Here is a 15,973-nt window from a genome sequence, read left to right as displayed (position 1 = left end):
CCGGGCCGGACTTGAACCGGCACAGCGCGAACGCCGAGGGATTTTAAATCCCTTGTGTCTACCAATTCCACCACCAGGGCACGCAATTCTTTATTGCGATGCTCCTAACCAATGTGCTTTATAAAAAAGCGGTTAGACACCATCTTTAATAACGGTCTGCCAATGTAACGTGACCGTTAGTACAAAATTTGGAGCGACACACGAGGCTCGAACTCGTGACCTCAACCTTGGCAAGGTTGCGCTCTACCAGCTGAGCTAGTGTCGCAATATTATTCTCAAGGAATAATGGAGGCGCGTCCCGGAGTCGAACCGAGGTACACGGATTTGCAATCCGCTGCATAGCCACTCTGCCAACGCGCCATATTCTTTAAAGCCAAAACATCTTAAAGAATTAAGTAATCTTTCAATCACTAACCGTAGTAGGTTGCCCTGCTGCGGTATGTCGGCCATTCTACAGATTCAAATGATGCTGTCACGGAAAAAATGCAACAAAAGCGTTTGTTCGCTTACCTTTTAGCCAAAGACACTATAACGACATCAAAGAGATGAATTAATCAACAAAGAAATAAAATTCACCTTTGCATCAGATAATAAAAAAGCGGCTAATTAGCCGCTTCCAAAATCTATTTTAGAATAAGGTAATACCTTGAGACTTAATGATGCTCAGCATTCAGCAAGTCACCTTTTGCGGCTTTAAGGTATTGGTACATAGACCAATAAGTCAATACCATTGCAACGTAAAGTGATACATAACCTAACCATGTTACCCATTCGTGTGGGTGCCAAAGTAATAACAATAATGCAAACATCTGAGATGCAGTTTTCACTTTACCGACCCAAGAAACGGCAACACTTGCACGCTTACCGAGTTCAGCCATCCACTCACGTAATGCAGAAATAATGATTTCGCGACCTATCATGGTAACGGCAGGAATAGTTACCCAAATAGAGTGGTAGTGTTCAACAACCAACACCATCGCCGTGATTACCATTAGCTTATCAGCAACTGGATCAATAAATGCGCCGAAACGAGTTGTTTGATTCAGTTTGCGGGCAAGGTAACCATCAAACCAATCAGTAGCACCTGCAATAAAAAATATTAACGCAGTTGCAAATGCAGACCACTCATAAGGCAAGTAAAAAGCAATAACAAAGAAAGGGATGAGTATAAGTCTAATGAAGCTTAATATGTTCGGAATTGATAAACGCATAATTCTTAATTCTTATAATTAACGACAGTACCACTACAGATACAAGAGTGCCGCAAAGCTACCCGTGTTGCAATGCGTCATATATCTTTTCTGCCAAAGCTTTACTTATTCCAGGCACTTTAGCGATCTCTTCTCTACTTGCTCGTTTTAATTCGTGTAAACCACCCATAAATTTAAGTAACGCTTGACGGCGTTTAGGGCCAATACCTTCCACATCTTCTAAAGCACTACGTTTTCTCACTTTGGCACGTTGTGCACGGTGACCACTAATCGCATGATTATGGCTTTCATCACGTATATGCTGAATCAAATGCAATGCGGGTGAATCGCTGGGCAGAGAAAATTCTTCACCCGTGATAAAAATTAATGTTTCAAGCCCTGCTTTACGTGTTACCCCTTTCGCAATACCAATGAGTAGTGGTTGCTTAGGCCATTCATCCATAAATGGTTTCACGACATTATACGCCCTTGATAGCTGACCTCGTCCACCATCAATGAAAATAATATCGGGGATTTTTTCGGGTTCCATCGGCTTACCATAGCGACGCTCTAATACTTGCCCCATAGCAGCGTAATCATCACCACCAGTGATACCCGTAATATTATAACGTCGATAATCTTGCTTAAACGGACCTTCTTGATTAAATACCACACAAGAAGCTACCGTTTTTTCACCCATCGTATGGCTAATGTCAAAACATTCCATTCGAGTAATAGTCTCGAGGTTCAGAGCCTTACGTAGCTCAGAGAACCGTTCATGAATGGTCATCTTATGACTAAGCTTGCTTGTGAGCGCTGTCATTGCGTTGGTTTGCGCCAGTTTCAGATAACGCGCACGGTTACCACGAGGGTTCACTTTTAGTTCAATTTTCCGACCCGCAATGTCAGACAACGTTTCCGTAATAACCGCAGCATCATCTCCTAAATTTTCACCTAAGATAATGACCGACGGAATAACCCTACCCTCCGCTTGATTCAGATAAAACTGCGTAATAAAACTCGATAGGACTTCAGTTAATTCAGCATCGCTTGGCATTTTGGGGAAATAGCTGCGGCTGCCTAATATTTTACCTTGGCGAATATAAAGCGCATGAATACATGCCATGCCGTTTTGATGGGCAATTCCAATCACATCAAGATCATCTTCACTGTCATGACTGACAAATTGTTGCTCTTGAACACGGCGTAGCGCCTGAATTTGATCGCGGAAAGTCGCAGCTTGTTCAAAATTCAAACTTTGGCTAGCTTGCTCCATTTTCTCTACCAGTGAAGCGATTACTTGACGATCTTTACCTTGTAAAAATAAACGCGCAAAACTGACTTGGTCTTCGTAATCTTTCTCGGTTATTAGCTCTTTAACACACGGAGCTAAACAACGACCAATTTGATACATCAAACAAGGGCGGCTTCGGTTTGCGTAAACAGAATCTTCACATTGGCGAATAGGAAATAGTTTCTGCATTAAATGCAGGCTTTCACGTACCGCCCCCGCGTCGGGGTATGGACCAAAATATTCACCTTTGCGCTTTTTAGTGCCTCGGTGAATAGAAAGACGGGGATGATGATGATTGCTCAAGAAGATATACGGGTAAGATTTGTCATCGCGCAGTAGTACATTGTACTTAGGCAAGTACAATTTAATATAGTTATGCTCAAGGATCAGCGCCTCTGTCTCGGTATGGGTTACCGTAACATCCACTTTACAGATATTTTTCACTAACGCTCTGGTTTTCTCTCCAGCTACGTTAGTTCGAAAATAACTCGATAGGCGCTTTTTAAGATCTTTGGCTTTCCCAACATAAATTACGTCACCAACGGCATCATACATACGATAGACGCCAGGTTGGTGAGTAACTGTTTTTAGAAAGCTTTTTGCATCAAAGCTCTTTTCATCTAATGCTTCTGACACTACAACGTCTCTGTGTCCAACATTCCGTGACGAATTGCTAGATGGGTAAGCTCAACATCACCGCCTATATCCAGTTTGCTGAATAAACGGTAACGGTAACTATTCACTGTTTTTGGACTTAAACTGAGTTGCTCTGAAATGTCAGTGACTTTTTGCCCCTTCGTGATCATCATCATAATTTGAAGTTCACGTTCTGAAAGGTCTTTAAACGGATTTTCAGAATCAGGTGCAAACTGGCTTAACGCCATCTGCTGCGCGATTTCAGGCGAAATATAACGTTGCCCACTATTAACCATACGAATAGCATTAACCATTTCATCAGGACCAGCACCTTTAGTAAGGTATCCAGCCGCACCAGCTTGCATCACTTTCGTTGGGAAAGGATTTTCAGTATGAATCGTTAATACAATAATTTTGATGTCGGGATTGAAACGAAGAATCTTCCGTGTAGCTTCTAGACCACCAATACCAGGCATATTCATATCCATAAGAACGATATCGGCATGTTGCGCACGACACCATTTTACGGCTTCCTCACCACTGTCGGCTTCTCCTAGCACTTTTATTCCACGGACATCTTCAAGAAGACGTCGGATCCCTGTGCGAACCAGTTCGTGATCATCTACAAGGAATACATTAATCAAGCTGTATCTCCAATATGATTTGGCTCTGCACCCTGCCGGAATTGGCGGGATTGCAATTACTAATTTTACCCTAATTTTACCCTAACTTAAAATCAGTACACATACTGATTTTGTGTGATAGCGCAAAATTTCGAATAAATACAAACAAAGACACTATATAACGAAAATGTTTTTATTGCATGCTTCAAAATAAAACAAGGCAACCAGCAGTATTTACCATACATCAAAAAAAATAAAGTAGAAAATTCAGTATATCCAATTATTTACATTACATACAGGTAAGTTATTTAACAAACAAGGTAACGATTAGAAATACATCCACACTAATTTCAACGTTATTACTACAGTGTTTACCTAAAGAAGGCGTCTTCACCACACTTTATGATAGCCCTATCAGTAACTACTTATCAAACAATAAGTTATAACGAAAACACAACAAATAGAGCACTCCTGCACGACAACTAAATTATGACTAACTCTTAATACAAGATTAGTTTACCCTGCCTAACTTTCACTGAATCTAGACGAAAATGATTATTACGTTCTGTAAAATGTTCATCACTTCCCTTTTGTAATCATATCTCCTGTTTATATATGAAGCGTGAAGGCTGTTTAAGCTAGAAATACCGTAGAATTTATGAGTTTCGCTCAATACTTAGACGTCTAGATGGAAAGCTTTTATTTCTGTTACAGCTTCATGTAGTATTGCCGCCGATTAAAAGGTTACAACGCTACACATATACCATCATCGCTCTTGCACAATAATGGATTATTCGCACTCAGAATCAGAGTCTTGACGATTTACGTTTTACCGGTGGTTAGTTAGTAACCGTAAAATTAAAGCAGTATTTGCGACATCCATTATAACGAAGATTGTTCACTTCAAAGAGGCTATCCAAACTTGCCTTCTCTATGACGAGCAATCACCAAGAGTTGACTGAAGGTTATATCATGAATCTTTCTGCTAAAACGGTGGTTTTAATCGCCATTGGTGCTGCACTTTACGGCATTGGCGGTTTACCTATGTTTGGTATCCCCGTATTTGCTAACACAACGCTTAAGCCTGCAATGGCGGTATTGGCGTTGTTTTCTGTTTTATTTGGGCCCCTTGTTGGTTTTCTGGTTGGCTTTATTGGCCATTGGGTTACCGATATGTTTGCGGGCTGGGGTGTATGGCTAACGTGGGTACTTGGCTCGGGGTTAGTCGGACTGATCATTGGTCTTTACCCCAAAATCACCCGAGGCCGTTTAGATATGGGGAAATTCACTAAATTTGATTTCTCCTTGTTTGTCTTCCTTGCTTTTCTTGGCAATGTTATTGGCTATGGCTGCTCTGCCTATTTAGATTCTGTGCTTTATGCCGAACCCTTTACCAAAGTGATGGCGCAGCTCACCATTATTGCCACAGGTAACACCCTATTAATTGCGATTGTTGGTCACTACATTTTGACGGCTGTGGCAAAAAGAAAACAACAAAGCTACAACCTTAAAGAAGCTGATTAACTGATGACTATTGAATTCACTAATTTCACGTTCAAGTATTGGGCGTTAGAAAAGCCAACCCTAAAAAATATCAACCTAACCATTGGGAAAGGCGAAAAAGTTGTCATTGTTGGTCCAAGCGGTAGTGGCAAATCAACACTAGGCCAATGCTTGAATGGCTTAATTCCCTTTGCCGTCAAAGGCGATTGTTCTGGTAGCCTTAAAATTAACGGTAAAGACACCAAATCATTAGATCTTCACCAATGCACCAATATCGTCGGCACTGTACTGCAAGATACTGATGGACAATTTGTCGGTCTAAGCGTGGGCGAAGATATTGCCTTTGCACTTGAAAACCAAATGGTTATTCAAGAAGACATGCATACTATTGTTAAAGACACCGCCAAAATGGTTGAGCTTGATGACATCTTAGATGTGTCTCCTTTTGACCTTAGTGGTGGTCAAAAACAGCGCGTATCTCTTGCGGGCGTTATGGTCGATGATGTCGATATCTTATTGTTTGATGAACCGCTGGCGAGCTTGGATCCCAAAACAGGCAAAGCCGCCATCGACATTATTGATCACCTTCATCGTGATACAGGCAAAACGGTTATCATTATTGAGCATCGCCTTGAAGATGTTCTTCATCGCCCCGTTGATCGCATCATTATGATGGAAAAAGGTGAAATTGTTGCCAACATGACGCCCGACCAACTCATTGCCAGTGATCTATTAGAGCAGCATGGAATACGTGAGCCTCTTTATATATCGGCGTTAAAAGCGGCTGGATGCCAAATAACCGAAGACGATAAACCAGCATATTTTTCGACATTAAATCTTGATAAATTTAAGCCACAGATCGAAAATTGGTATCGCCAATCATCAGCGGAATGTACTCCAGAAAACAGTGAGCGCTTGCTTACTGTCAATAACCTTTCGTACTCATACGATGGTATTAAAAACACCCTTGAAGATGTGAGCTTTCATATCAATAAAGGGGAATTTGTTTCCATTTTAGGGAAGAATGGTTCAGGAAAATCAACGATCACGCGTTTAATCATGGGTGTGTTAGAACCTGATACTGGGTCTATTTTCATGAACGGTCAAGATTTAGCACAAAGCTCTATTTTTGAACGCAGCCAAAAGATCGGTATCGTATTACAAAACCCCAATCATATGATTTCACACCATATGATTTTTGATGAAATTGCATCAGGTTTACGAAATCGAGGAATCGATGAAGCCACAGTAGAACGCAAAGTTTTCGATATTCTTGAGCTATGCGGTTTGAAAAAATACCGCCATTGGCCAATTGATGCTTTAAGTTATGGTCAGAAGAAGCGCGTAACGATTGCCACTATCTTAGTGCTTGAGCCTGAACTCTTAATTCTGGATGAACCGACAGCAGGTCAAGACTACCATCACTACACATTAATGATGGAGTTTGTGCGAGAGCTTAACCGCAAACTCGGCATTACCATTCTGATCATCTCGCATGATATGCACCTTGTTCTCGAATATACCCAGCGTGCCATCGTCATTGCTAATAGCCAATTATTAGCCGATGCACCTGTAAACACCATTTTTAGCCAGCCAACTCTGCTAGAAAAAGCCAACTTAACCGTAACCAGCCTGTATTCATTAGCACATGCAATGGGGATTGAACGTATCGATAACTTCATTCATTACTTTATTGAACATGAGGCAAAGAATAAATAATGAAAACAAATAAAATTAAATTTGGCATTAGCTATGTCAATACCGGCTCTGCCTTGCATGCGTTAAATGGTATCACTAAGTTCATCTTATTCATGAGCTGGGTAACCATGGTGCTGATCACCTTTGATTTACGTGTTATTTGCGCAATGATCTTAGTCGGCTTAGCACTGTTAAAAATCAGTAAAGTGCCGTTCTCAGTCTATAAACCTCTTTTAATCGGTACGTCTGTTGTTCTTTTGATGAACGCATTATTTATGTTTCTAATTGCACCCTTACAAGGTGTCGAGTACATGGGTAGTGAAACGGTACTGTTAACACTCTTTGGTGACTATAAAGTCACTGTTGAAACATTATTCTACCTGCTTACTGTCACACTTAAGTATTTCAGTATGTTCCCTATTGCGTTGGTCTTTGTCTTTACCACTCACCCTACTGAATTTTCAGCTAGCTTGAACAAATTAGGGGTGCCTTACAAGATCGCTTACGCCGTCAGTTTGACCTTGCGCTATTTACCCGAAGTAATGAAAGACTTCATGAATATCATGCATGCGCAGCAAGCCCGTGGTGTTGACATTTCTAATAATGTTCCGGTAATGAAGCGCATTAAAAATGTTGCTAAAATTCTTGGTCCATTGATTTTCTCTAGCCTTGATCGCGCCGATGTTATTTCCAATGCCATGACATTACGCGGTTTTGGTCGTAATAAGCGGCGCTCTTGGTACAGCTTAAAGCCAATGACCAAAAATGATTACCTTACTCTATTGGTCATCGCGATTGTTCTGACATTAGGCTTTATCAAGCGTTATCAATCAGAACAGTTATTTTGGTATCCATTCTGAGTGTTATTTGCCTAGCGTAACCTAGGTTGAATATTGCCAAACATCATGAAAGCCAGTTCTTATATACTTTTAACTAGAAAGAGAGAATATAGCTGGCTTTTTTGTTTTCATCCCCGCCTTCAGTCAAGCTACTAAGCCAAACCATTCAGCAAAATCATGTGTAGCTAGACCAAAAGACAATATTGATGCTTAATTTTGATAACTAAGTCGATTGCTGTAACAAAAAAGACAATAAAGCTAAGAAATTGTACACAAAACGAGTAATATTAAAGGTAGCAAATTATAACAAAGTATACCTATACCCAAGCTACCTCAAGATGCAGGATTAGAAGGTTTATCATCCGAATGACAAGTCTCAGCAAATCAATACAAAAAAAATCAAAAACTAAATCCCCAAATCAGACTCAGGATGATGTTGTTTACTGTCATATTTTTGATGCTATTTTAGAACAACGATTACCGCCAGGCACCAAGCTGAATGAAGAGGCTTTAAGTGAAATATTCAGTGTTAGCCGTACCATTATTCGCCGAGCACTGCTGCGCCTTTCCCTTGAACAAGTTGTTGTGATTCGTCCTAACCGTGGGGCTATTGTTGCAGCACCAACGATTGAAGAAGCAAAGCAAATTTTTAAAGCACGAGAAGTAATGGAACTCGCTATTACTGAATTAGCGGTTGAAAATGCTACCCAAGAGCAAATAAAGCAAATCCGCAAGCTGGTAACAGCAGAATTAAATGCCTTTGAAAAAGGGGATTTTGGTAGTGGTATTCGCCTATCTGGTGAATTTCACCTCAAACTTGCAGAGATGGCAAACAACGCCCCTCTTCTCAATTTTCAGCGAAGCCTGGTTTCTCAAACCTCGTTATTAATTGCGCAATACGAAGTAGGCAACAATGCTAATTGTTCTTTAGATGAACACACCATTTTATTGGATGCCATTGAAGCTGGTGATAAAGAAAAAGCTCTATCGTTAATGACAGAACATTTAAATCATATTCGCTCCAAACTGAGCCTAGATGGTGAAACTGCGTCTAATGATTTGCATGTCGTTTTCTCTAATGTCATTAAGAGTAATGCCTTAAACAAAGCATAATTCACATAGGCTCTGTTGCCATAAACAGAGCCAACTTACCCCCCTAACCTGCACACATCTTCCTGTTTTTTAATATCCTCTACGCTTATCACCCCAAAACAACTATTTCACTTTCTTGTATCTACAGCCCTTTTTTATTTAAAAAAACTCACCTGACATAATCTTATCTACTTAAATAAACATCATGCCAAGTATCAATCAATTATTCTGACAATCCACACAATAGCCATCGATATCTCTGCCATAATTGTATTTAGTAGTGTATGCAATATGGAAAACAAAATGTTACAACAAAACATTTTCCGCATAAAAAGTATTAAAACAATAAACAAAAACCAAAAAAACATACCAAACAATTGATTATTAAGAAATTTATAACAAACACTGGCTCATCCAAAATTGTTGCAAAGTTGTAAAATAATAGTTGACTAAAAAGTCAGCTTGAACAATATTGACTCAAAGGTCAGAAAAATCGCAACCTAGCCAAGGAGGTCTCTTGATTAAATTCTTACTGAATCAGAAAGTACGAGAAGAAACTCAACTTTCACCTAATATGACCGTGCTCAATTATCTGCGCACTCAAGTAAATAAGACAGGAACTAAGGAAGGTTGTGGTTCAGGTGACTGTGGCGCATGTACGGTTGTACTCGGTGAGTTAGTGAATGGACAACTACAATATCGCTCGGTTAATTCGTGCCTAACCTTTGTTTCGGCCCTACACGGAAAACAATTAATCACGGTAGAGGATTTGCAGAATACCGATAAATCTCTTCATCCAGTTCAGCAAGCCTTGGTTGAGTTTCATGGCTCACAGTGTGGTTACTGCACACCCGGTTTTATCATGTCGATGTTTGCACTCAGTAAGAATCGCCCTCAAGCCAACAAAGAAGATATTTTAGAGTCTTTAGCTGGCAACCTTTGCCGATGCACAGGCTACCGCCCCATTATAGATGCGGCGATGTCACTGAGCACCGATAAACCCATTCTCGATCAGTTTGCCGAACTTGAACTACATACTATCGAAAATCTTAAAAGTATCAGTAATGAACCCGCTACACTTAACTATGAGAATCTATCAAGCTTTTCACCTACAACAACAGATGAACTGGCGGAACTATTACTGACCTACCCTGAAGCACGCCTACTGGCAGGCGGAACAGATTTAGCACTTGAAGTAACACAATTCCACCGCGAAATTGAACAGTTGATTAGCGTAAATCTAGTTGCCGATATGAAAGTATTAAAGGAAACCGATAGCGATATTATCATTGGTGCAAATTTACCGATCAGCGATTGCTACGAGGTAATCAGCAAACACTACCCTTATTTTGGTGATTTGCTTCACCGCTTTGCATCGCTGCAAGTTCGTAACCAAGGTACGCTGGGTGGCAATATTGCGAATGCTTCCCCTATTGGTGACACGCCCCCTCTACTGATTGCACTCAATGCCAACATTACGCTTCGTCGTGGTAAAGAGTCTCGTACTATTCCGATTGAAGATTACTTCATTAGCTACAAAGTGACCGCACAACAACCTTCAGAGTTTATCGAAAAAATCATTATCCCTATGCCTGAAGCCCACAAAGAGTTCCGTGCTTACAAGCTTTCCAAACGACTCGATGATGATATCTCTGCAGTATGCGGCGCATTTAATCTCGAATTAAATAACGGCGTAGTCTCCTCAATGCGTATTGCCTTCGGTGGCATGGCTGCAACACCCAAACGCGCAGCTACGTGTGAACAAGCGTTACTCGGGAAGAAATGGAATGTAGCCACAGTGAAAGCCGCAATGATTACATTAGAGAATGATTTCGAGCCTCTTTCTGATTTCCGAGCAAGTAAAGAATACCGCAGCCAAACAGCCGCCAACATGCTTTATCGCTTCTTTATCGAACAGCAAAACGTGAATAATCAAATTGAAACAAGGGTGACCTCTTATGTCTAATCATCATGGTAATGCATTGAGCCACGAAGAGATGGTGGCGCTTGTAAAACAAGATTTAACAACTGGCGTAGGTAAAAGCGTTAAGCACGACAGCGCTGGTAAGCAAGTAACTGGTGAAGCTGTCTATATCGATGACCGTTTAGAGTTTCCTAACCAACTTCATTTGTATGCGCGTTTAAGCACTCAAGCGCACGCCAATATCACCAAAATTGACGTTAGCCCGTGTTACGAATTCGAGGGTGTCGAGATTGTTATCACCAGTAAAGATGTACCCGGGCAACTGGATATTGGTGCGATTTTACCCGGCGATCCACTACTGGCTGATGGAAAAGTAGAATACTACGGACAACCTATCTTGGCCGTTGCTGCCAATGATTTAGAAACAGCACGTAAAGCCGCACAAGCAGCCATTATCGAGTATGACCCTCTTCCAGCGATTCTTGATGTTAAAGAGGCGCTAGAAAAGAAGCATTTCGTGACTGAAAGCCATCAACAAAAACGTGGTGATTCGGCTGCTGCATTGAAGAAAGCCAAGCATGTGCTTGAAGGTGATCTGCATATCGGTGGGCAAGAGCACTTCTATTTAGAAACACAAGTCAGCAGCGTAATGCCAACTGAAGATGGTGGCATGATCGTTTATACCTCTACACAGAACCCGACCGAAGTACAAAAATTGGTTGCTGAAGTACTGGGTGTGCCAATGCATAAAATCGTCATTGATATGCGTAGAATGGGTGGTGGTTTTGGCGGAAAAGAAACGCAAGCGGCAGGCCCTGCTTGTATGGCGGCAGTCGTTGCCCATCTAACAGGTCGCCCTACAAAAATGCGCTTGTTGCGTAATGATGATATGCAAATAACGGGAAAACGCCACCCGTTCTACAACCAATATAAAGTCGGCTTTGATGACAACGGCCGTATCCAAGGTATTGATATTACGGTTGCGGGTAACTGTGGTTATTCGCCAGACCTATCAAGTTCTATTGTCGATCGCGCCATGTTCCACTCTGATAACGCCTATTACTTGGGCGATGCAACAGTAACGGGGCATCGCTGTAAAACCAATACCGCCTCTAACACCGCATACCGCGGATTTGGTGGCCCGCAGGGCATGATGACCATTGAACATATCATGGATGAAATCGCCTGCTACCTAAAGAAAGATCCGCTAGAAGTGCGTAAACACAACTACTACGATGATAAAGACCGTAATATCACGCACTACTACCAAACCGTTGAAGATAACTTCATACACGACATAACAGAACAACTTGAAACCACCAGCCAGTACCACGAACGTCGTAAAGAAATTAACGCCTTTAACAAAACCAGCCCAATACTCAAAAAAGGCTTAGCCATTACACCCGTTAAATTTGGTATTTCGTTCACAGCAACGTTCTTGAACCAAGCGGGCGCCCTACTTCATATTTATACCGATGGCAGTATTCACCTAAACCACGGTGGTACTGAAATGGGACAAGGTTTAAACACCAAAGTGGCACAAATTGTTGCTCAAGAGTTCCAAGTCGATATCGACCGCATTCAAATCACGGCCACCAATACCGATAAAGTGCCAAACACCTCACCGACGGCAGCTTCATCGGGTACCGATTTGAACGGTAAAGCAGCACAAAATGCCGCGCAAACGATTAAACGCAGATTAGTTGAATTTGCGAGTTCACACTTCAAGGTTAGCGAAGAAGAAGTGGTATTCAAAAGTGGTATTGTAAAAATTCGCGATAAATACATGCCGTTTGAAGAACTGATTCAATTGGCTTATTTCAATCAAATCTCACTTTCAAGTACCGGTTTTTATCGCACACCGAAGATTTTCTACGATCACCAAAAAGCACGTGGTCGCCCGTTCTACTACTACGCCTATGGCGCATCTTGCTCTGAAGTGGTTATTGATACCTTAACTGGTGAATACAAAATACTGCGTGCCGATTTATTACATGATGTAGGGGCATCCTTAAACCCTGCCATTGATATCGGTCAGATTGAAGGTGGTTTCATTCAAGGCGTAGGTTGGTTAACAACTGAAGAATTAGTGTGGAATGAACAAGGCAAACTCACGACTAATGGTCCGGCAAGCTACAAGATCCCAGCGATTGCTGATATGCCTATCGATTTCCGCACTCATTTACTGGAAAACCGCAGCAACCCTGAAGATACCGTCTTTAATTCGAAAGCTGTCGGTGAACCCCCATTCATGCTTAGCATGTCTGTGTGGAGTGCATTAAAAGATGCCATCGCTTCTGTTGCTGTAAACAATGCTATTCCAAAACTGGATACGCCAGCAACACCAGAACGCGTGCTATGGGCAGTACAAAATGTACAACACGTTGATCAACCAGAGTTAGAAGTAACAGTAGAGCTCAATGAAGAAGAAAAATAATGTAACGGATTAGGAGCGTCAATATGTTCAATGATAACTGGATTCATGAGCTAGCGAGACTGGAAGAAAAAGGTGAAGCTTGCGTAATGGTCACCGTTTTAGAAGACAAAGGCTCTGTACCTCGCGATGCAGGTACAAAAATGCTAGTAACTCGTGACGGGCTCGTCGCCACTATTGGCGGCGGTCATCTTGAACATTTGGCGACAAAAATGGCACGCGAAATGCTGCTAATCGGCGATAACCACTTAAAAGTGGAGCGTTTTAACCTTGGTGCACGCTTGGGTCAATGCTGCGGTGGTATGGCAACACTAAGCTTTGAGCCCATAGGTCAACAGCAAAATCATTTGGTGCTATTTGGTGCCGGTCATGTGGCGAAAGCACTGCTACATATTGTGGCAACGCTACCCTTTAAAGTGACTTGGATTGACGAGCGCGAAAATGAATTTCCAGAACACCTTCCAACAGGCATTAATAAGCTAGTGAGTGACGATCCTGTTGCTGAAGTCAAACATATGCCACCCAACAGCTATTACCTTGTTATGACACACAACCACCAGCTTGATTTCGATTTGGCAAAAGCCATTTTAAAGCGTGAAGACGTCGCTTATTTCGGCATGATTGGTTCGCAAACCAAGCGCAAAAAATTTGATTACAGATTAACAGAACGCGGCTACGACCAAGCAACAGTAGAACGCATGGTTTGCCCTATTGGCATCGCAGCGGTGAAAGGAAAACACCCGGCTGAAATTGCCGTTTCTGTCGCTGGCGAACTGATTGCTCACTATCAAGGTGAAGAACTGGAGCAAAAACGCCCGGTTGATACAGCATCGGCCATTCGACAGAGCAAGCTGGCTTAATCTGAACGAACAATAGGATTGAACGAAATGGCATCACAAAAAATCGCATACCGCTCAGCCATTGTACACAGCGTGGCTGACCCTAAAGATGTCGGACTCGACGATTCTTACCAGTATTTTGAAGATGGCGTTTTGGTTGTCGAAAATGGTCATATTGTTGATATTGGACCAGCAGAAGATGTATTAGCAAGACAACCTAAACACATCACAGTAAAAGTCTTTAAAGATAAAATCATTACATCGGGCTTTATTGATACCCATATCCATTACCCACAAACAGGCATGATTGCCTCTTATGGTGAACAGCTTTTAGATTGGTTAGAAAACTATACTTTTCCCGAAGAGTTACGTTTTAAAAATCCAGTTTATGCCCATCAAGTCGCGACACTGTTTCTTGATGAACTCGCCAGTAACGGTACAACAACCGCACTGGTATTTGGCACGGTACATAAAGAATCGGTTAATGTCTTTTTCGAAGAAGCCGAAAAACGTAATTTACGCATGATCGCCGGTAAAGTGCTAATGGATCGTAATGCGCCAGATTACCTTACCGACACACCGCAATCAGGTTACGAAGAATCTAAAGAGCTAATCGAACGCTGGCACAATAAAGGGCGGCTGCATTATGCAGTAACACCGCGCTTTGCACCCACCAGTACCAATGAACAACTCGCCACTGTCGGTCAGTTGTTAAAGGAATACCCTGATGTTTTCATGCACACCCACCTTTCTGAAAATAAAAAAGAAATCGAATGGGTATTAGACCTTTTCCCAGATCGTGAAAGCTACCTTGATGTATACGACCACTACGGTCTATTGCACAAACGCTCGGTGTTCGCCCATGGTATTCACCTTTCAGATTGTGAATGCCAGCGACTCGCAGACACTGATTCATCCATTGCTTTTTGCCCCACATCTAACCTTTTCTTAGGTTCAGGTTTGTTCAACCTACCTAAAATGGAAAAGTTTAATATCAATGTAGGTATGGGAACAGATGTAGGTGCCGGCACAAGCTTTTCATTGCTACAAACCATGAGTGAAGCCTACAAAATCATGCAATTGCAGCAAGAGAAGCTTCACCCCATCAAGTCACTATTTTTAGCCACATTAGGCGGAGCAAAAGCCCTGCACCTTGACGATAAAATTGGCAACCTTGCGATAGGGAAAGAAGCCGATTTCGTTGTACTAGACCTTCATGCAACACAGCTTATGCGTTTTCGAATGAGGCAAACCATCAACCTTGAAGAAAAGCTGTTTGTATTAATGAGCCTTGGAGACGATAGAACCGTGTCTCAAACCTATATTTATGGCAAGAAAGCTTACGACATTCATGGTGAAACGCCTAAAGCGAAAATTGCAGTGTAAGCGCCGTCGAAAGCACTGATGCACATTAAGAACATATTACCCACAAATATAAGGTTGTTATGGTTACCTCAACGAAGCCATAACAACCTCAATACAGGAGCTTTAACTACTATGGCAGATAATAAAAACGCTCAGACACGCGTTGCCACTGTATTACATCGAATGAGTGAAATGGTCGCAGAAGATGCACGCTATGCAGAATTATTTGCTCACGACCTGTCGACCATGCTTGATACAATTCAAGCAAATAAAGGGTTTGGTGAAAAAGGCGAATATGATCCCCGCGGTAATGCGACGCAAGGCAGCTTTTCGTTAAACCATATAGAAGGTGTTGATGATGCATGCCCGCATGGTAATCCTACAACTCATGACTGCGAGCTTCGTATTCAACATGGTGTTTGTGCAGGTTGCGGTCGCCAGGCTGTCTATCCTAAGTAGACCGTACCCTTCATCTTCAAATTCATATCACCACATTTAACAGTAAACGCCCCATCGCCTGTTTTCACTAAAAAGTA

Annotated in this window: 12 protein-coding genes and 2 tRNA genes; 9 read left to right on the top strand and 5 right to left on the bottom strand. The window is 41.8% G+C overall.

Annotation, left to right across the window (positions count from 1 at the left end):
* Positions 1–189 precede the first annotated feature (189 nt).
* From C9J12_RS20945 to uvrY, 5 genes are all read right to left on the bottom strand, one after another.
* Positions 190–265: transfer RNA gene (locus C9J12_RS20945), tRNA-Gly, on the bottom strand.
* Positions 266–286: 21 nt separating this feature from the next.
* Positions 287–360 (bottom strand) — tRNA-Cys (locus tag C9J12_RS20940).
* A 293-nt stretch (positions 361–653) separates the two neighbouring features.
* Positions 654–1,211 carry a CDP-diacylglycerol--glycerol-3-phosphate 3-phosphatidyltransferase gene (pgsA, locus tag C9J12_RS20935; protein WP_006233650.1) on the bottom strand — a complete coding sequence of 186 codons (558 nt, stop codon included), beginning with the start codon at positions 1,209–1,211 and terminating at the stop codon, positions 654–656.
* A 58-nt stretch (positions 1,212–1,269) separates the two neighbouring features.
* The gene (gene uvrC, locus C9J12_RS20930; protein ID WP_407675695.1) at positions 1,270–3,039 is read right to left on the bottom strand and encodes an excinuclease ABC subunit UvrC; all 1,770 of its coding nucleotides are present in this window, start codon (positions 3,037–3,039) and stop codon (positions 1,270–1,272) included.
* 80 nt (positions 3,040–3,119) lie between these two features.
* Positions 3,120–3,764, bottom strand: coding sequence for a UvrY/SirA/GacA family response regulator transcription factor (gene uvrY, locus C9J12_RS20925; RefSeq protein WP_006233648.1), 645 nt, complete (start codon positions 3,762–3,764; stop codon positions 3,120–3,122).
* Positions 3,765–4,715: 951 nt separating this feature from the next.
* Here uvrY and C9J12_RS20920 point away from each other — a divergent pair.
* From C9J12_RS20920 to C9J12_RS20880, 9 genes are all read left to right on the top strand, one after another.
* Entirely contained in the window at positions 4,716–5,267 is a 552-nt protein-coding gene (locus C9J12_RS20920) for an ECF-type riboflavin transporter substrate-binding protein (RefSeq protein WP_107244472.1), read from the top strand.
* 3 nt (positions 5,268–5,270) lie between these two features.
* The gene (locus tag C9J12_RS20915) at positions 5,271–6,965 is read left to right on the top strand and encodes an ABC transporter ATP-binding protein (protein ID WP_107244460.1); all 1,695 of its coding nucleotides are present in this window, start codon (positions 5,271–5,273) and stop codon (positions 6,963–6,965) included.
* A complete protein-coding gene (locus tag C9J12_RS20910; protein ID WP_107244459.1) occupies positions 6,965–7,804 on the top strand; it encodes an energy-coupling factor transporter transmembrane component T family protein in 840 nt (279 codons plus the stop codon). Before C9J12_RS20915 ends, C9J12_RS20910 begins: the two co-directional genes overlap by 1 nt.
* 345 nt (positions 7,805–8,149) lie before the next feature.
* A complete protein-coding gene (locus C9J12_RS20905; RefSeq protein WP_107244458.1) occupies positions 8,150–8,896 on the top strand; it encodes a GntR family transcriptional regulator in 747 nt (248 codons plus the stop codon).
* A 496-nt stretch (positions 8,897–9,392) separates the two neighbouring features.
* Positions 9,393–10,841: a xanthine dehydrogenase small subunit gene (xdhA, locus tag C9J12_RS20900; RefSeq protein ID WP_107244457.1), complete on the top strand. Its 1,449-nt coding sequence runs from the start codon at positions 9,393–9,395 to the stop codon at positions 10,839–10,841.
* On the top strand, positions 10,834–13,236 hold the full coding sequence (gene xdhB, locus C9J12_RS20895; protein WP_107244456.1) for a xanthine dehydrogenase molybdopterin binding subunit: 2,403 nt from the start codon (positions 10,834–10,836) through the stop codon (positions 13,234–13,236). The genes xdhA and xdhB overlap by 8 nt, the downstream gene beginning before the upstream one ends.
* Before the next feature lie 23 nt (positions 13,237–13,259).
* Complete coding sequence (gene xdhC / locus C9J12_RS20890; RefSeq protein ID WP_107244455.1) at positions 13,260–14,093, top strand: xanthine dehydrogenase accessory protein XdhC; 834 nt, start codon at positions 13,260–13,262, stop codon at positions 14,091–14,093.
* Between the two features lie 27 nt (positions 14,094–14,120).
* Positions 14,121–15,458 carry a guanine deaminase gene (guaD, locus tag C9J12_RS20885; protein ID WP_107244454.1) on the top strand — a complete coding sequence of 446 codons (1,338 nt, stop codon included), beginning with the start codon at positions 14,121–14,123 and terminating at the stop codon, positions 15,456–15,458.
* Between the two features lie 111 nt (positions 15,459–15,569).
* Entirely contained in the window at positions 15,570–15,896 is a 327-nt protein-coding gene (locus C9J12_RS20880; protein WP_107244453.1) for a hypothetical protein, read from the top strand.
* Positions 15,897–15,973: the final 77 nt, after the last annotated feature.

The sequence above is a fragment of the Photobacterium frigidiphilum genome (genome assembly GCF_003025615.1).
Lineage (GTDB): Bacteria > Pseudomonadota > Gammaproteobacteria > Enterobacterales > Vibrionaceae > Photobacterium > Photobacterium frigidiphilum.
The sequence above is the reverse complement of the archived record's forward strand: the minus strand, read 5'-3'. Positions and strand labels throughout refer to the sequence as shown.

Bases quoted from the DNA above. Each gene is read 5' to 3' on its own strand.
- uvrC (WP_407675695.1), bottom strand. From the start codon at position 3,039: ATGTATGATGCCGTTGGTGACGTAATTTATGTTGGGAAAGCCAAAGAT.
- C9J12_RS20880 (WP_107244453.1), top strand. From the start codon at position 15,570: ATGGCAGATAATAAAAACGCTCAGACACGCGTTGCCACTGTATTACAT.
- C9J12_RS20920 (WP_107244472.1), top strand. From the start codon at position 4,716: ATGAATCTTTCTGCTAAAACGGTGGTTTTAATCGCCATTGGTGCTGCA.
- xdhC (WP_107244455.1), top strand. From the start codon at position 13,260: ATGTTCAATGATAACTGGATTCATGAGCTAGCGAGACTGGAAGAAAAA.
- C9J12_RS20910 (WP_107244459.1), top strand. From the start codon at position 6,965: ATGAAAACAAATAAAATTAAATTTGGCATTAGCTATGTCAATACCGGC.
- guaD (WP_107244454.1), top strand. From the start codon at position 14,121: ATGGCATCACAAAAAATCGCATACCGCTCAGCCATTGTACACAGCGTG.
- C9J12_RS20905 (WP_107244458.1), top strand. From the start codon at position 8,150: ATGACAAGTCTCAGCAAATCAATACAAAAAAAATCAAAAACTAAATCC.
- pgsA (WP_006233650.1), bottom strand. From the start codon at position 1,211: ATGCGTTTATCAATTCCGAACATATTAAGCTTCATTAGACTTATACTC.
- xdhB (WP_107244456.1), top strand. From the start codon at position 10,834: ATGTCTAATCATCATGGTAATGCATTGAGCCACGAAGAGATGGTGGCG.
- C9J12_RS20915 (WP_107244460.1), top strand. From the start codon at position 5,271: ATGACTATTGAATTCACTAATTTCACGTTCAAGTATTGGGCGTTAGAA.